This is a genomic window from Xanthomonas arboricola (assembly GCF_002940665.1).
Taxonomy (GTDB): domain Bacteria; phylum Pseudomonadota; class Gammaproteobacteria; order Xanthomonadales; family Xanthomonadaceae; genus Xanthomonas; species Xanthomonas arboricola_B.
Genome location: NZ_MIGY01000004.1, coordinates 97,951 through 113,924 on the forward strand (window position 1 = coordinate 97,951; position 15,974 = coordinate 113,924).

The 15,974-nt window shown below is 65.1% G+C and carries 15 protein-coding genes and 1 pseudogene; 10 read left to right on the forward strand and 6 right to left on the reverse strand.

The genetic code is table 11. From position 1 onward, the window contains the following. The first annotated feature begins 69 nt into the window (after positions 1-69). Genes XarjCFBP7645_RS20250 through XarjCFBP7645_RS20265 form a run of 4 tightly spaced genes read left to right on the forward strand, consistent with a single transcriptional unit; the run spans position 70 to position 2,996 of the window. Complete coding sequence (locus XarjCFBP7645_RS20250; protein WP_039814107.1) at positions 70-714, forward strand: DUF4198 domain-containing protein; 645 nt, start codon at positions 70-72, stop codon at positions 712-714. A gap of 25 nt (positions 715-739) precedes the next feature. Further along, positions 740-1,051 carry a DUF3649 domain-containing protein gene (locus tag XarjCFBP7645_RS20255; RefSeq protein ID WP_104538899.1) on the forward strand — a complete coding sequence of 104 codons (312 nt, stop codon included), beginning with the start codon at positions 740-742 and terminating at the stop codon, positions 1,049-1,051. Then, positions 1,048-2,664 (forward strand): PepSY-associated TM helix domain-containing protein, encoded by a 1,617-nt coding sequence (locus XarjCFBP7645_RS20260; RefSeq protein WP_104538900.1) that lies wholly within the window; start codon positions 1,048-1,050, stop codon positions 2,662-2,664. The genes XarjCFBP7645_RS20255 and XarjCFBP7645_RS20260 overlap by 4 nt, the downstream gene beginning before the upstream one ends. After that, positions 2,661-2,996 carry a DUF3325 domain-containing protein gene (locus tag XarjCFBP7645_RS20265; protein ID WP_016902052.1) on the forward strand — a complete coding sequence of 112 codons (336 nt, stop codon included), beginning with the start codon at positions 2,661-2,663 and terminating at the stop codon, positions 2,994-2,996. The genes XarjCFBP7645_RS20260 and XarjCFBP7645_RS20265 overlap by 4 nt, the downstream gene beginning before the upstream one ends. Positions 2,997-3,005: 9 nt before the next feature. Here the strand turns inward: XarjCFBP7645_RS20265 and XarjCFBP7645_RS20270 are convergent, their stop codons facing one another. From XarjCFBP7645_RS20270 to XarjCFBP7645_RS20280, 3 genes are all read right to left on the reverse strand, one after another. Beyond that, positions 3,006-3,533: an RES family NAD+ phosphorylase gene (locus tag XarjCFBP7645_RS20270; RefSeq protein WP_104538901.1), complete on the reverse strand. Its 528-nt coding sequence runs from the start codon at positions 3,531-3,533 to the stop codon at positions 3,006-3,008. Next, positions 3,530-3,904 (reverse strand): hypothetical protein, encoded by a 375-nt coding sequence (locus XarjCFBP7645_RS20275; RefSeq protein WP_047124547.1) that lies wholly within the window; start codon positions 3,902-3,904, stop codon positions 3,530-3,532. The genes XarjCFBP7645_RS20270 and XarjCFBP7645_RS20275 overlap by 4 nt, the downstream gene beginning before the upstream one ends. Before the next feature lie 86 nt (positions 3,905-3,990). After that, positions 3,991-4,611 carry a TetR/AcrR family transcriptional regulator gene (locus XarjCFBP7645_RS20280; RefSeq protein ID WP_104538903.1) on the reverse strand — a complete coding sequence of 207 codons (621 nt, stop codon included), beginning with the start codon at positions 4,609-4,611 and terminating at the stop codon, positions 3,991-3,993. A gap of 128 nt (positions 4,612-4,739) precedes the next feature. Between XarjCFBP7645_RS20280 and XarjCFBP7645_RS20285 the strand changes: the two genes are divergently transcribed. From XarjCFBP7645_RS20285 to XarjCFBP7645_RS20300, 5 genes and pseudogenes are all read left to right on the forward strand, one after another. Next, entirely contained in the window at positions 4,740-5,903 is a 1,164-nt protein-coding gene (locus tag XarjCFBP7645_RS20285) for an isovaleryl-CoA dehydrogenase (protein ID WP_016902048.1), read from the forward strand. A gap of 10 nt (positions 5,904-5,913) precedes the next feature. Continuing rightward, a complete protein-coding gene (locus XarjCFBP7645_RS20290; protein WP_016902047.1) occupies positions 5,914-7,524 on the forward strand; it encodes a carboxyl transferase domain-containing protein in 1,611 nt (536 codons plus the stop codon). Between the two features lie 242 nt (positions 7,525-7,766). Then, positions 7,767-9,794, forward strand: a complete 2,028-nt coding sequence (locus XarjCFBP7645_RS20295; protein ID WP_104538904.1) for an acetyl/propionyl/methylcrotonyl-CoA carboxylase subunit alpha — start codon at positions 7,767-7,769, stop codon at positions 9,792-9,794. Between the two features lie 101 nt (positions 9,795-9,895). Beyond that, positions 9,896-10,048, forward strand: coding sequence for a hypothetical protein (locus XarjCFBP7645_RS22230; protein ID WP_181126427.1), 153 nt, complete (start codon positions 9,896-9,898; stop codon positions 10,046-10,048). Continuing rightward, positions 10,041-10,291: pseudogene (locus XarjCFBP7645_RS20300) on the forward strand (alpha/beta hydrolase family protein); the annotation flags it as partial. The gene XarjCFBP7645_RS22230 and the pseudogene XarjCFBP7645_RS20300, both read left to right, overlap by 8 nt. A gap of 150 nt (positions 10,292-10,441) precedes the next feature. On the opposite strand, the gene XarjCFBP7645_RS20305 reads toward XarjCFBP7645_RS20300, so the two are convergent. Next, positions 10,442-11,659 carry a putative peptide maturation dehydrogenase gene (locus XarjCFBP7645_RS20305; RefSeq protein ID WP_104538905.1) on the reverse strand — a complete coding sequence of 406 codons (1,218 nt, stop codon included), beginning with the start codon at positions 11,657-11,659 and terminating at the stop codon, positions 10,442-10,444. A gap of 95 nt (positions 11,660-11,754) precedes the next feature. On the opposite strand from XarjCFBP7645_RS20305, the gene XarjCFBP7645_RS20310 reads away from it, so the two are divergent. Further along, entirely contained in the window at positions 11,755-12,093 is a 339-nt protein-coding gene (locus XarjCFBP7645_RS20310; RefSeq protein WP_104538906.1) for an NHLP-related RiPP peptide, read from the forward strand. On the opposite strand, the gene XarjCFBP7645_RS20315 is transcribed toward XarjCFBP7645_RS20310, so the two are convergent. Both XarjCFBP7645_RS20315 and XarjCFBP7645_RS20320 read right to left on the reverse strand, forming a co-directional pair. Next, a complete protein-coding gene (locus XarjCFBP7645_RS20315; protein ID WP_104538907.1) occupies positions 12,033-14,693 on the reverse strand; it encodes a putative peptide modification system cyclase in 2,661 nt (886 codons plus the stop codon). The two genes, XarjCFBP7645_RS20310 and XarjCFBP7645_RS20315, sit on opposite strands and share 61 nt — an antisense overlap. 3 nt (positions 14,694-14,696) lie before the next feature. Next, the gene (locus tag XarjCFBP7645_RS20320; RefSeq protein ID WP_104538908.1) at positions 14,697-15,773 is read right to left on the reverse strand and encodes a GGDEF domain-containing protein; all 1,077 of its coding nucleotides are present in this window, start codon (positions 15,771-15,773) and stop codon (positions 14,697-14,699) included. Between the last annotated feature and the right edge of the window lie 201 nt (positions 15,774-15,974).

A 15,974-nucleotide genomic window follows, 5' to 3' on the forward strand; every position in this document is an offset into this window, starting at 1 on the left:
ATCATTCCCATCAATCCACGGTGACGCGGTTCTCGCCTCGCCCGGTCCCGCTTACGAGGAGTCGCCGCGATGAAGTCCTTCCTGCTGTCCTGCCTGGCCTTGGCCAGCATCAGTCTGTCTGCCCAGGCCCACGAGATCTGGATCGAACGCGACGGCAGCGGCCCGGTGCGCATCTACTTCGGCGAGCCGGCGCAGGAGGCCCTGGATCACGGCGAGGACGAGATCAAGCGTGTGGTCAAGCCGACCGTGTTCGGCAATGCCGGCAAGGCCGGCGCCCTGCAGCGCGGCAGCGAATTCCTCACCGCGCCGTTGTCCGGCACCGGCGATGCCTGGCTGAGCGACGACAGCGTGTTCGAGCCGTGGAAGGGCGAGGCCGGCGGCTTCGAGACCGTGAGCTACTACGCACGTGCCGGGCGCGCCACGCCCTCGGCCAAGCTCTATTTCGAACTGGTGCCCACCGCCGCCGACAGCAGCACGCTGACCGTGCTCTATCGCAACAAGCCGCTGCCCAAGGTCGAGGTGACGGTGATCGACCCGCAGAAGTGGCAGAAGACGCTGACCTCCGACGCCAAGGGCCAGGTGACCCTGCCCAAGCTGCGCGCCGGCCGGCACATCCTGGTCGCCACCAACAAGGAGCCGGTGCAGCGTGAGATCGCCGGCAAGCAGGTGTCGATGATCCATCACATCAGCACGTTGACCTTCCTGGCCGAGTAAGTCGGCCGCACGCCTGGCCGATCCGATGTCTACAGTACCGTCCCTGCCGCTTCCCTGGTTCAGGCGTCCCTGGCTGGGCGTGCTTGGGCGCACGCTGGCGGCGATGTTTGGCGGCTATGCGCTCGCCAGCGCCACCAATCTGTTGCTGGCGCTGGTCCTGCCGATGCCACGCAGCGAGGCGGTGTTGACCAGCATGCTGGTCGGCATCGTGGTGTGCGCATGCGCGCCGCTATGGGCTTTCGCCACCGCCAGCGTGTGGCGCGCCTGGGCCGGCATCGCGGTGCCGGCGGCGCTGATGTTCGCACTGGCCGCATGGCTGCAACGGGGCGTGGCATGAAGCAGGGATTCCGCCAGTCGATGGCGTGGCTGCACACCTGGACCGGGCTGCTGGTCGGCTGGGTGCTGCTGTTGATCTTCATGGGCGGCACGGCGAGTTATTACCGCGACGAAATCAGCCGCTGGATGCGCCCGGAATTGCCTACCACCACGGTGAGCAACGCAACCGCGCTGCGTAGTGCCGAGCAGTATCTGCAGACGCATGCAGCCGATGCGCAGAGCTGGAACATCACCTTGCCGGACACGCGCAATCCGGTAGTCAGCATGTACTGGCAAAACCCTGCGCCAGCCGATGGTAAACCGGCCAGCCGCCGGCAGATGTACGGCAACGCCATCATCGACCCGGCCACCGGCAAGGAGATCGCCGCACGCGACACCCTGGGCGGCGAATTCTTCTACCGGCTGCATTTCGATCTGCATTATCTGCCGGTGATGTGGTCGCGCTATATCGTCGGTTTCTGCGCGATGTTCATGCTGGTGGCGATCATCAGCGGCGTGATCACCCACAAGAAGATCTTCAAGGATTTCTTCACCTTTCGCCCGGGCAAGGGCCTGCGCTCGTGGCTGGATTTCCACAATGTCAGCGCGGTGACCGCGTTGCCGTACCACGCGATGATCACCTACACCGGCATCGTGACCTTGATGTTCATGTACCTGCCGTGGGGCATCAAGGCGCAGTACTCCGACAACGAAATGCGTTTCTACGAAGAATCCGCCAACCGGGTCGCCGATACGCGAAGCGCCTCCGGCACGCCGGCGCGCATGCTGCCGCTGGAACAATTCGTGGCGCGTGCGCGCAGCGACTGGCGCGGCGGTGAGGTGGGCAATGTGGCGGTGTCGCTTCCCAACGACGCGCATGCGGCGGTCGGCGTCACCCAGCGCGCTGGCAATCTCTCCACCGATGCGCCATCCATCCTGTTCGATGCAATCAATGGGCAGCGCCTGCAGCGCAGCGGGCCGCCGGGCGGTGCCAGCCAGACGCGTGGGGTGATGGTGGGCCTGCATATCGCCCACTTCGCCGGGCCGTGGATGCGCGCGCTGTTCTTCGGCTCCGGCTTGCTCGGTTGCCTGATGGTGGCCAGCGGCGTGGTGATGTGGGCAGTGAAGGAACGCCCCAAACACCTGAAGGCCGGGCGCATCGGCTTTGGGCTGCGGTTGGTGGATGCGCTCAACATCGGCACGGTCGCCGGCCTGCCGATCGCCTTTGCCAGTTTCTTCTGGGCCAACCGCTTGTTGCCGGTGAGCCTGGAGGGGCGCGCGGCGATGGAGGCCAATCTGTTCTTCGTCGCATGGGCCACTGCATTGCTGGCCGCATTCGTGTGGCCTCGGCGCGCGATGTGGAGCTGGCAGCTGTATCTGGGTGCGGCCTTGTTCGCGTTGGTGCCGGTGGTCAATGCAATCACCACCGATGTGCATCTGGGCGTGACGTTGCCGGCCGGGCAATGGACGCTGGCCGGGGTCGATCTGGTCTGCCTGTTCCTTGGCGTATCCCTCGGGATCGCGGGATGGCGCCTGCAACACTGGAAGGCGCCGCAACCGGCATCGGCACGACGCGCGCGCGCCACTGCCGCCGCGCCTGCGCAAGGTAGTGTGCCAATGCAGGAGAGCGCATGAGCGTGTGGCTGTTGCTGGCGCTGAATTTTTCCGGATTCGCCGCGCTGTGCCTGGCGATGGACAAGCATCAGCAGGAAGTGCGTGGCCGCACGCTGGGCGCCGCACGTTCGCGGCAACTGCGCGTGCTGGGTTGGCTGCTGTTGCTGCTCACCTTCGGCCTGGCGGTACACGCGCAAGGCTGGGGCATCGGCCCGGTGTTGTGGCTGGGCACATTGACCGGCGCTGCCGCGCTGCTGTCGCTGTGGCTGCTGCCGTATCGGCGTGGGTTGATTCTGCCCACGGCCGTGGCCGCGCCGGTGCTGGCAGGTGCGCTGCAGCTGTTGCTGGGTTGAAGGGCCTCGCTACGCCTCGATCGGCGGATCGCCCCAGCTACGCCCGTCGCGCGGCAGGCGGCCATCGTCGAGCACGTGCAGCACGTGTTCGGGCTGCAGCATGTCCACAAACAGCACCACGTTGATGCCCTCCGGCAACGCCATGCTGGGAAAGATTACGCCCGGTATCTCCGCCTCGCGCAGCATGTCGCCGAGCACCCAGCTCACCGGTTCGATCTTGTTGACCAGGGCCTTGCGCCAATCCTCGGTCCAATCGGCCCAGAGCGGATCCGAGCTTGCATCGAGCAGGCGCAGATCGGCCAACGCCGGCAGCTCGGCGGCGTAACTGACCAGGGTCAATGGCGGCAGGAACAGCGCGGCCTGCGCGTATTCGGCGGCAGCGGTTTCCAGCTGCAGCGATAGATACAGCGCCGGCTGCCCGAAACGATTGAAACGCCCGCCCGAGCGTGCCGCACCGGCGCCGCTCAGCGGTTCGGCGGCCCAGCGCGGGGTGAAGGCGCGATACAGCGTGCAGTGCGCCGGGGCGCTCAGCTTCAACCGGCGGCCCCCGAGGCCACGGTGCGCAGATAGGTCAGCGCATCGTCGGTACGGCCCTGTTTGACCACTTCCAGCAAGGTGGCGAATTCGAACGCGGGGATCGGGGTGTTCTTGAGGTGAAACACCACCTGGCGTTCGTCCGGCTGGACCTGCGTCATCGCCACCAGCAGGCGCGACAGGTTGCGTAGCAAGTCCTGCACGCGCGGGCTTTCCGGATGCACGCGCAGGCTGTTGCGATGCACGCCGGCCAGCTCGGCCAGCTCCTGCTGCGACAGATCCAGCAGGCCGGCCATGGCCGTGGGCGACAGGATGGTGCGATCGGGCACGCGCAGGCGTTCGGTCAGGGCCAGGGGATTGAGAACGGCGACCATCGCACGACTCCAGCAGGACGAGTGCACAGTATATGCACAGTCATGACCAATCATACAGCCCAGTTAGACGCTCAGTCAGTGCACTGTCAGCCGGTCGGCTGGTGCGCTCCCACCGCGCGCAGGCAGAACCCGCAGATCGCCTCGACCAGTTGCTCGCCCTGCTGCGGGTCGCCACGACTGGGGGCGATCGGCCCCACCAGCGCCTCGGTGAAGGCGCCGACGATGCAGGCCGCCGCCGCGTCCAGCGACTGCTGCGGGAACTCGCCGGCCGCCACGCCTTCGGCAAGCAGCTGGCGGAACACTTCGCCGAACAAGCGTCGGCCACGGATGCGCTCGGCATCCACTTCGCTTTCCACCGGCTCGGCGATGAAGGCATATGCCAACGCCGGGCCGGCCAACGCGCGCCGCACAAAGGTGGCGATCGCATTGCGCAGGCGCTCGGCAGCGCTGGCCTGGGTGGTGGTGATGGCGCGCAGGATGGTCATCTCGCGCTGCACTGCCGCGTTGAGAACTTCCACGAAAAGCTCGGCCTTGGACGGGAAGTGGCGGTAAATCTGCCCGGTGGACACGCCGGCGGCAGCGGCGACGGCGGTCACCGGCGCATTGCGGTAGCCGCCTTCGGCGATCAGGGCGCGGGCCGCGTGCAGGATGCGTTCGCGATTGCCGGCCAGGCGTTCTTCCATCAGGGCGGAGCGTCGATAAGCCATGGTGTGATTCTGGGTTCAATAGTTGAATTTTAGTTCACTTTTTCACTGCGGACCGCTAGGCTGCGTACAAACGCCGTGCGGCCTGCCCGCTCCCACCCGGCACATCCCGATCCCTGCGGAGTCGCTCCATGCACGTGCCGTCCCTGAATTTTGCGCTTGGCGAAGACATCGATCTGCTGCGCGAAAGCGTGGCGGCCTTCGCCAGCCACCATATTGCCCCGCTCGCCGCTACGGCCGACCAGGACAATGTCTTCCCTGCCCAGCTGTGGCGCCTGTTCGGTGAGCAAGGCCTGCTCGGGCTGACCGTGGAAGAAGAGTACGGCGGCAGCGGCATGGGCTACCTGGCGCATGTGGTGGCGATGGAAGAGATCTCGCGGGCCGGCGGGGCCATCGGCCTGTCGTACGGCGCGCATTCCAACCTGTGCCTCAACCAGCTGCGCAAGAACGCAACACCGGAACAGAAGCAGCGTTACCTGCCCAGACTGTGCACCGGCGAGCATGTCGGCGCGCTGGCGATGAGCGAGGCCGGCTCCGGCTCGGATGTGGTGTCGATGAAGCTGCGTGCCGATGCGCGCGGCGATCGCTATGTGCTCAACGGCAGCAAGATGTGGATCACCAACGGCCCGGACGCCGATGTGCTGGTGGTGTACGCCAAGACCGACCCGGATGCCGGCGCACGCGGCATCACCGCCTTCATCGTCGAGAAGGGCATGCCGGGATTCTCCACTGCGCAGAAACTCGACAAGCTGGGCATGCGCGGCTCCAACACCTGCGAGCTGGTGTTCACCGATTGCGAAGTGCCGGCCGAGAACGTGCTGGGCACGCTCAACGGCGGCGTGCGCGTGCTGATGTCCGGGCTGGATTTCGAACGTGTGGTGCTGGCCGGCGGCCCGTTGGGCTTGATGGCCGCGGCGATGGACGTGGTGCTGCCGTACGTGCACGAGCGCAAGCAGTTCGGCGCGCCGATCGGCACCTTCCAGTTGATGCAGGCCAAGCTGGCCGACATGTACGTGGGGCTCAACGCCTGCCGCGCGTACGTCTATGCGGTGGCGCGCGCCTGCGATGCCGGGCTGACCACGCGCCAGGATGCGGCCGGCGCGATTCTCTACGCGGCCGAAAAAGCCACCTGGCTCACCGGCCAGGCGATCCAGGTGCTGGGCGGCAACGGCTACATCAACGACTACCCCACCGGGCGCCTGTGGCGCGATGCCAAGCTGTACGAAATCGGCGCGGGTACCTCGGAGATCCGACGCATGTTGATCGGCCGCGAGCTGTTCGAACGCACCGCCTGACGGAGCCACCATGAGCGCGATCACCAGCCAGCTGCAGGTCAGCGGCGAGAGCTTCCAACAAAACGCTGCAGCGATGCGCACCGTGGTCGAGGATCTGCGCCGCACGCTGGCGCAGACCGCGCTGGGCGGCAGTGAGGCTGCGCGTGCCAAGCACAGCGCACGCGGCAAGCTGCTGGTACGCGAGCGCATCGATGCCTTGCTGGATCCGGGCAGCGCCTTGCTGGAAATCGCGCCGTTGGCCGCGCACGGCATGTACGACAATCAGGTGCCATGCGCCGGTGTGGTGGCCGGCATCGGACGCGTGTCCGGGGTGGAATGCGTGATCGTGGCCAACGATGCCACCGTCAAGGGCGGCACCTATTACCCGATGACGGTGAAGAAGCATCTGCGCGCGCAGGAAATCGCGCAGCAGAACCGCTTGCCGTGCATCTACCTGGTCGATTCCGGCGGCGCGTTCCTGCCGCTGCAGGATGAAGTGTTTCCCGACCGCGATCACTTCGGGCGCATCTTCTACAACCAGGCCAACCTCTCGGCCAACGGCATCCCGCAGATCGCCTGCGTCATGGGCTCGTGCACCGCCGGCGGTGCCTACGTGCCGGCGATGAGCGATGAAACGGTGATCGTGCGCGAGCAGGGCACGATCTTTCTCGGTGGCCCACCCCTGGTCAAGGCGGCCACCGGCGAAGAGGTCAGTGCCGAAGAACTCGGCGGTGCGGATGTGCATACGCGCATCTCCGGCGTGGCCGACCACTTTGCCGACAACGACCTGCAGGCCCTGGCACGCGTGCGCGCCATCATCGCGCAGCTCAACTGGCGCAAGCCGGCTGCATCGCTGGCGCTGCAGGCACCGCTGCCGCCGCGTTACGCCGCCGACGAACTATATGGCGTGATTCCCGCCGATACGCGCAAGCCCTTCGATGTGCGCGAGGTGATCGCCCGCATCGTCGACGACTCGCAGCTGGACGAATTCAAGCCGCGCTACGGCAGCACCCTGGTCACCGGCTTTGCGCATGTGCATGGCTATCCGGTGGGCATCATCGCCAACAACGGCATCCTGTTTTCCGAGTCCGCGCTCAAGGGCGCGCACTTCATCGAGCTGTGCACGCAACGTGGCATTCCGCTGGTGTTCCTGCAGAACATCACCGGCTTCATGGTCGGGCGCAAGTACGAACATGGCGGCATCGCCAAGGACGGTGCCAAGCTGGTGATGGCGGTGGCCTGCGCCAAGGTGCCCAAGTTCACCGTGGTGGTCGGCGGCTCGTTCGGTGCCGGTAACTACGGCATGTGCGGCCGCGCCTACTCGCCGAACTTCCTGTGGATGTGGCCGAATGCGCGCATCGGCGTGATGGGCGGCGAGCAGGCTGCCAGCGTCTTGGCCACGGTGCGCCGCGACGGTATCGAAGCCAAGGGTGGCGCCTGGTCGGACGAAGAGGAAGCTGCGTTCAAGGCGCCGATCCGTGCGCAGTTCGAGCAGCAGGGGCATCCGTATTACGCCAGCGCACGCCTGTGGGACGACGGCATCATCGACCCGGCCGATACCCGTCGCGTGCTGGGGCTGGGACTGTCGGCCGCATTGAATGCACCAATCGAGACGACACGCTTTGGCGTGTTCCGGATGTGAGGTGGTGATGCCCGTTTGCACGTGCTGCGCTTCACTGTCTTGCAGTGCACACGCACCTGCAAGCAGGCTGTTGCGTGTTGTCTGGAGCATTGCATGAGGACGCTCGCGTTGCCTGCTTCGAGCAGCGAATCGCATCGGGGCACAGTGGTGTCAGCTGCCATCGCACCGTGTACCGCGCAATCCATGCATCCGTATCTTCATCGCAGTGCCCGCCACCATGGCGGCATGCAGAGAACTTCGTCATGACCCAGCGCGAACTCACCACCACAGCAAGGCCGCCCTACTTCGACAAGATCCTGATCGCCAATCGCGGCGAGATCGCCTGTCGCGTCATCGCCACCTGTCGCAAGCTCGGCATCGCGACCGTGGCGGTGTATTCCGATGCCGACCGCGGCGCGCGGCATGTGCGGCTGGCCGATGAAGCGATCCATATCGGCGCCGCACCGGCGCAGCAGAGTTATCTGCGTGGCGATGCGATCCTGGAAGCGGCACGCGCAAGCGGGGCGCAGGCGATCCACCCCGGCTATGGCTTCCTGTCCGAAAACGCCACGTTTGCCGATGCCTGCGCGCAGGCCGGCATCGTGTTCATCGGCCCACCGGCGGCAGCCATCCGCGCGATGGGCGACAAGAGTGCAGCCAAGGCGCTGATGCAGCGCGCCGGCGTGCCACTGACACCTGGCTACCACGGCAACGACCAGGCACCGGCCTTCCTACGTGCGCAGGCCGATGCGATCGGCTATCCGGTGCTGATCAAGGCCAGCGCCGGCGGCGGCGGCAAGGGCATGCGCCGGGTGGATGCCAGCGCGGCATTCGAAGAGGCATTGGCCAGCTGCCAGCGCGAGGCGCAGTCGGCCTTCGGCAATGCGCAGGTGCTGGTGGAAAAGTACGTCGAGCGCCCGCGCCATATCGAGATTCAGGTATTTGGCGATACCCGGGGCGAGGTCGTCCATCTGTTCGAGCGCGATTGTTCGGTGCAGCGCCGGCATCAGAAAGTGCTGGAGGAAGCGCCTGCTCCCGGCATGAGCGAACAACGCCGCGCCGCAATGGGCAAGGCCGCCGTGGATGCCGCGCGCGCCGTGGGTTATGTCGGCGCCGGCACGGTGGAATTCATCGCCGGCCCGGATGGCGATTTCTATTTCATGGAAATGAACACCCGCCTGCAGGTCGAGCACCCGGTGACCGAGTTGATCACCGGCACCGATCTGGTCGAGTGGCAATTGCGTGTCGCAGCGGGCGAGCCGTTGCCGCTGCGTCAGCAGGACCTGCGCATCCATGGCCACGCGCTGGAAGCGCGCCTGTACGCCGAAGATGCCGAACGCGGCTTTCTGCCGTCGACCGGCACGCTGCGGCAGCTGCAGTTTCCCGCACCCGGCGCGCATGTGCGGATCGATGCCGGCGTGGAGCAGGGCGACAGCATCAGTCCGTACTACGACCCGATGATTGCCAAGCTGATCGTGTGGGATGTGGATCGCCCCGCTGCGCTGGCACGCATGCGCGAGGCGCTGGCGCAATTCCATGCGGTGGGTGTCATCACCAACAGCGCGTTTCTCGCGCGCCTGATCGGCACGGTGTCGTTTGCGTCTGCCGATCTGGATACCGCGCTGATCGAACGCGAGCAGGCCGTGTTGTTTGCCGAGGCGGTCAGTCCGGCCAACGCCTGGTGGTGCCTGGCGGCGGCGTTGATCGCCGCAACATTGCCGAAGGCGGCCGCCGATCCGGCCGACCCGTTTTCGCCATGGCAACACACCGATGGCTGGCGCATCGGCGCGCATGCGGCGCACACCCTGACGCTGGAGGCCGCAGGCGAACGCCGCCAGTTCGGCGTGCGCCCGCTTGGCGATGGCTGGCAGGTCACGGTTGCGGGCGACACCCGCACACTGCGCTACCACCTGCAGGACGATGCACTGCGCGTGGAAATGGATGGCCGGCAGTGGCGCATGCAGGTCCTGCGCGACGGCGATACCCTGACATTGCGCGATGCCACGCAGCGCGCGACATTCCGCCACCATGATGCGCTGATCGAAGCCGATCAGCCGGCGCACGACACTGGTGGCCTGACCGCACCGATGCCGGGCCGCATCGTGTCGCTGGTCGTCCCGGTGGGGCAGTCCGTCACTCGCGGGCAGGCCCTGGTGGTGCTCGAAGCGATGAAGATGGAGCACACCTTGCATGCACCCAGCGACGGCACCGTAGCGGCGTATCTGGTGACCGAAGGCGAGCTGGTCGCCGAGGGTGCCGCGCTGGTGGAATTTGTGTCCGCGTCTGCGTAGCGGCGCCTGGCCGCTGACCAACGGCACGTCCGCAGCGGCCGGCCTTGGCCCTAGCGTGGGGAAAGCGGCTGGAGTGGCCGCACCCCAGACCGGAGACGTCCATGCAACGCCTGCTTCTTGTTTCGAGCATGCTGCTCGCGCTGTCCGCCTGCAGCGACAACGCCGCGCCCACCACCGACAAGGCCGACAAGCCGGTGCCGCTGCCGCTGTTTGTACATGGTGGCCCGTGGGCGCGCGGCAGCTACGGCGGCTAAGGCCAAGAACATTCCGGTCACCTACCTGCTGTTCCCGGACGAAGGCCACGGCTTCCGCCGCCCGGAAAACAGCACGGCCTTCAACGCGGTGACCGAGGGTTTCCTGGACCAATGCCTGGGCGGCCGCGTGCAACCGATCGGCAACGACCTGACCGGCTCCAGCATCACGTGCCGGAAGGCGCCGACAAGGTGAACGGTCTACGCGATGCGTTGAAGACCCATGCGCAGGCGATTCGGCGGTAACGCTATTTGCGAAGTGCTTGCTTTGGATCTACGTCAGCGCTCGCCTACAACGAAGAGCGCTGACGGTTGGACCGAGGTGCTTTAACGAACCGGTACGCTTGATTCCCCTCGCCAAGCGGTCCAGATCGAGAGATGTGTGATGGTCTCTCGCTAATGGGGTCCGATGTCCTTGCCCGCCGCTGGGTCACGACCAGACGACCACACTGCGCCACCGGGATCCAGCTCGGTATTGTTCATCTCCTCGCCACGCCAACCGAATCCGCAGATGGCCAGTGGTCCGTCCTGGAGGCCGTCCAGGCCAAGCGCCTGTTCGATATCCACCTCGTTGATTGCCGAGGTGACAAACGCTCCCAGCCCCAGATCGGTTGCGCTCAGATAAAGCGTCTGCGCGATATGGCCGACATCCAGAATCATCGCGCGGTAGGCCTTGGCATGGTTCCGATACTTCCAGAAACTGCGTAGAAACCGCGGTACCAGGATCACCAGCACCGGCGCATCGGCAAACCAGTACTGCCCGGACACAGCACGACGCGCAAAGTCCACCAGCGGCTGCGGTGGCGACTGCAATGGCTGCAATGGCTGCAATGCATGATCGACAGGGCGATAGTGATAGAGACCGCTCGTCATCCCCTCGACACGCTGGACCAGCAGATAGGTTTCGGTGGGATGGAGACTGCCCCCCGACGGTACCGGCTTCTTCAAGAATGCGGTGTCGTGCCCCACTTCGATGCGCGCGCTTGCCATGACGCTGCGCTCAAGCATCTGGCCGAGCAAGATGGGTGACAGCAGACGCTGCGTATCGAAATTGCGACAGGTGACGCGACGCGACAGCAGCTCATCGAATGTGCCCGGGGTTGATCGCGGCAAGGCAATGCGCGCCTCCACGCCGCCCTTGCCTCGGTCTACGATCTCTGCCGGGGGTGCGCCCAGCCGGCCTACCATGCCTTCTGCAGTTGTCAGGCCATGCGCTTCCATGGTGGCCACGCTGTCTTCGCCGCTCCAGCGCGCCGATCGGTGCCATAACGCGGCCAATGGCCACCAGCGCTGCTGCTGCACGCACTCGTCGTTGCGGCGGTGCTGAACATGTTGTGGTTGATCGCTGATCACAAGACCTTGCTCGATTAGACGCTCCGCCCAGATTGGCAACGGATGCACCTGATCGATGGAATGCCAGCGCGAGGAACTCAACTCGCCCAGCCATTCGCGCTCGTCCTTTGAAACCTCCACGTCTGCATCAAGATGAGGCGCGAGCGCCAGCCAGCGTGTGCGGCGACGCAGGCCATCGCCACCGGCAAGCAATCGTGCAAGATCAAATACCGAATCGTCGCGCAGTTCAAAAAATAGCGTGGTACAGCGACGAATTTGCATAGGAACATCTCAAGGACGCATGAATACGGTCGATATTGTGTCAGGTCCCACGTCATACGACAGCACATTCCCTCACTCTCCAGGCAAGCCACACCATGACAGACGCAGCCAATAACACCCATCTTCCGTTTGATGCATCCACAGCAGACAAGCTGCTGGAGCTACTGGCAACCGACGACGATTTCCGCGACTGCTTTCAATGCAATCCGGCGCAGGCGCTTGCCCAGATCGGTGCACCTGGCGTGAGTGCGGACAACGCCGTCCCCAGCGCAGGAGAGGCTTATTACTGCATGAACACCAATCAGCTCGCATCCAAGCAGGACATTGCAGCGGCTCGCGCCGAGCTGCGGATCTACCTGACCGAAAAGGCCAATCACACCGTGATCTTCGCCTTCGAGTCGGACAGCATGCGCTCCACCCTGCTGCGTAAATAAGCAGGCAGTCTCGGTAGAGGCCAGGCGCGCGCAAACGCCTGCGCCTGTTCGCGCGCCTCCTGGGTACGGCCGAGTGCGTGCAGCGATTCGGCCATCCAGAGCTGGGCCAGACGCGCATCGGCAACATTGAGCGGCTGCAGCGTTTGCGACGCATTTGCTTCGATGTAAGCACGCCCGCGATGGAGAAGCAGCCAACGTGCCTGTTGCAACGCCTCAGCGTGCCGACCGCTCTCGTGCAGTAGCGTGTAGAGCGTCACGCGTGCCAGAAAAAGATCGCCGTCGCTGACCGGCAGGCGTGCGATGGCTGCCTCACGGTCGCCCGACAGCGCCAGCTGCTGGGCTTCGACAATGGCGCGCAGGTCGGCAAGCACCGGCGTTTCATGCACAAGCGCCGGCTTGATCGCCGCAAGTGCGCGGGCGGTGAGGCTGTCATCGCCGCTCCGCTGCGCCTGGCTTGCGAGGATCAGCACCATCGCGGCATTGTCCTGCAGGTTTACCGTTGCCGATCCATCGTCAATGACCGCAGACACCAGCCGATCGAACGTTGGCTTGAGCGCTGCCGCCGTCGCCATGGATGGATCGACCAACGCATCGGTCGTCACCGCAATGACCGAGAATTGCCGATGGTTGAAATCGTCGCCTTGCTTGCTGCGCGCCAAACCTTGGGCGATCGCTGCGCGCGCAGCGGTCCAGTCGGCCTGATCAATTGCGATGCTGGTGCGATCGATCAATGGCACCACATCGTCGTTGGCGTAGCCTTGCTCGACGATCCTGTCGAGCGTTTGCTTCGCTTCGACATGGCGATTCAACACCGCCAGCGCGTTCGCCTGGCGCCGCAGCGGGCCGGCGCGATCGGCATCACCGGGAATGGAAAAGCGCTGCAGCGCCGCTTCGGCCTTTCCCTGAGCCAGCAGAATGCGTCCAACCCGATCGGTCGCGATCGCGCGCAGCGGGTCTTGCGGGACATCGGCCGCCTGCGCGTATGGCAACGCGTCGGCAAAACGATTGGCAACGAACAGGTGCCACGATGCGTTCGCGGTGCCGGCAAAATTGTCCGGGTAGAGCGAGGCCAGCGTTCTCCACAACGTCAATGCCTTGTCGGGTGCTAGCAGCTCCGCTGCCCATGCATCCATATACAACTGATCACGCTCAGGCAGACGCTGACGGAAACGAATTGCCTTCTCCAGGTACGGAAGTGCACCACGGCGATCAGAGACCGCCACCTTGATGCGTGCCGCCCCCAGATACGCGAGCGCAAATTCCGGATCGATGGCCACCGCGCGCTCGAATAGTTCCAGCCCTTCTTTCCATTGGCCTTTCGCCGTTGCGTCGACCCCCAGGGCATAAGCCCGCAGCGCATCCAGGCTGGACGTGGTCACGGCGGGTAACGGCACAGAATTCTTGTCGATCGAGGCCACCACCTCACCCAGGCCCTTCCTGAGCTTGCGGGCAACCTGATCCACCGAGGACAGTGCCGATGGCAAGCCATCGCCTTGCACAAACTCCGAGTAGACAGTGGTCTGGGTCCGCGGATCCACCAATTCAACGCCGAACCGGAGCTTGCCGCCAATCTCCGCGACGGTCGGCAGCAGCACAGCGCTTGCACCATCGCGCAGCGCCACCTCCGAGGCGATGGCGCGATCGACGATCACGCGATCCGGATCGCGCTTCATCCGGGCCATGGTTTCGCGCACTTTCATATCACTCAGGACATTGACGTAGCGCGACTGCTCCAGACTGATGCGCAGCGCCTGGTCGAGCGAACTGTCGAGCAATGTATTGCCGGTGAGATTACGTAGATCCCCGACCACCACCCACCCACGTTCGGAGAACGCAATGGCTGGCTCGGAACGGGTGAAAAACCACACCGACACGCACACCGCGACGACCAAGGCGGTTTCCGCCAACAGTGCCGCAGGCCGTCGCCACAGCGGAACATCGCGCCAGGCCTTTGCCGAATTCTTCGGCGTGCGCAACGGCGTCAGGCCGACTTCGCCAACCTCATAGATCTCCATCGGCGTGGGCACGCCCTTGAAGCGCCAGCGGCCGTGGGATTTCCACAGGATGCGATCGCCGCGGTCGCCCAGTTCGCGTGCGGCGCGGTGGGTCAACGACTCGGCCACTGCCGACAACAGGATCTGCCCGGGCCGTGCCATCGACATCAGGCGTGCGGCGGTGGGCTTGGCCAAGCCTTCGACTTCCAGCGGTTTGGCGCCGATGCTGACCGCTTCGTCGCTGTTGCGCCAGGTCAGCACTTCGCCGACGTGCAGCCCCTGGCGCGCGCACAGCGTCAGCGCGCGGGCATCGCCCATCGCCTTGAGGCCGCGGGCGTAATCCAGTGCAAAGCCCAGACCGTCGATGGGGCGATCGAACAGCAACAGCAATCCATCCGAGCGGTCGATCAGGCGGCCACGCCACTGCTGCTGCAGTTTGACGACCAGCCGATCGTGCTCGCGAAACAGCGCGGCGGCGGCGTTGTCACCAATGCGTTCGACCAGCGCGGTCGAATCGCACAGGTCGGTCAGCAGCAAGGTACGCAAGCGCGGCGCCTGGATCGCTTCCAACGACGCATCCTTGCGTGCGTGGGCGCGAGCGCTCATTGCTCAGCGATTGTCCGACGTGGTTGGGTTGCCGGATGGCTGTGTGATGCCCGACACCAGCGTTTCATGCATGCACAGCACGTTGCCGCCCTGTCGCTTTGCCTCGTACAGTGCGCTGTCGGCCAGCGTGTACCAATCGTTCCATGCCGCGTCGGCGTCGATCATGCACAGACCCACGCTGACCGAGCAGCCCTGCTCGCCCTGGCCATTGCCCAGGCGCGCCTCCACCGCGCGTACGATGCATTCGCCGATGTGATGCAGCAGCTCCTGGGTGCCCAGTGCGACCAGCACGCAGAATTCGTCGCCGCCGAGCCGGCAGGCGAGGTCGCCGTCGGCTATGACCGAACGCAGTGCATGGGCGACGTTCTGCAACACGCGGTCGCCAGCCAGATGACCGAATTCGTCGTTGATGCGCTTGAAGCGGTCGCAGTCGATCAGGATCAGGCCCACCCCGGGCACGCGGCCGGCGCGTCGGCATTCCTGCAGATGCAGGGCGAGGCCGCGACGGTTGTGCAGGCCGGTGAGCTCGTCGGTGCGGCTGAGTTCTTCGGTGTGGTTGAGCTGGTGCGAGGTGACGTAGAGGTTGTCCAGCGCCGCTTCCAGGTCGTGATTGCGCCGGCGCAACTGGCGGATCAGCAACTGCTCGTTGTTGACCACGCGCACGATGGAGCGGCGCAGAAAATGCGCCACCATCGACGGATTGTGGTCGACCAGGCGCTGGAAGTCTTCATGCGCCAGTTCGATCAGACGGGTGTCGGCGGATGCGCTGGCGCCGGCACTGCGCGCATGGTCGCCGATCAGCAGGCCAAGTTCGCCGAAGAATTCGCCCGGGCCCAGGTGCTTGAGCATCAGGTCTTCGCCGAAATCCAGATCGACCTGGCCACTGACCACGATGAACATCTGCGTGCCCACCGCCCCGCGCTCGAACAGCGCCTGGCCGGCAGCCAATTCGCGAGCACGGCCAAAGCGGGCGAAAAACGCCAGCTCTTCGGCAGTCATCAGCGCATGCAGCCCGTCCGACAGCGTCTTTGCAACGCTCCCCGTCGGCTCCACTGCGCCGGCAGTGTTATGGCACGTCATCCAAATTCCCTTAGACCGACCTGCAGCGCCGGCCTGCCCTAGCATCGTACAGGAGCGTTTTGTTCAGCACCAGGTCACACTCTATCTCATTTAACTTGAGACGAAATGACGGGTATTTGCAAAAAAGTGAGGGCTCGGTTGCCCAAGCCCTTCGCTCCCTTCCTGCAGTAGCGCATAGCGCCGCGCGCGAGGCCGGCGCTG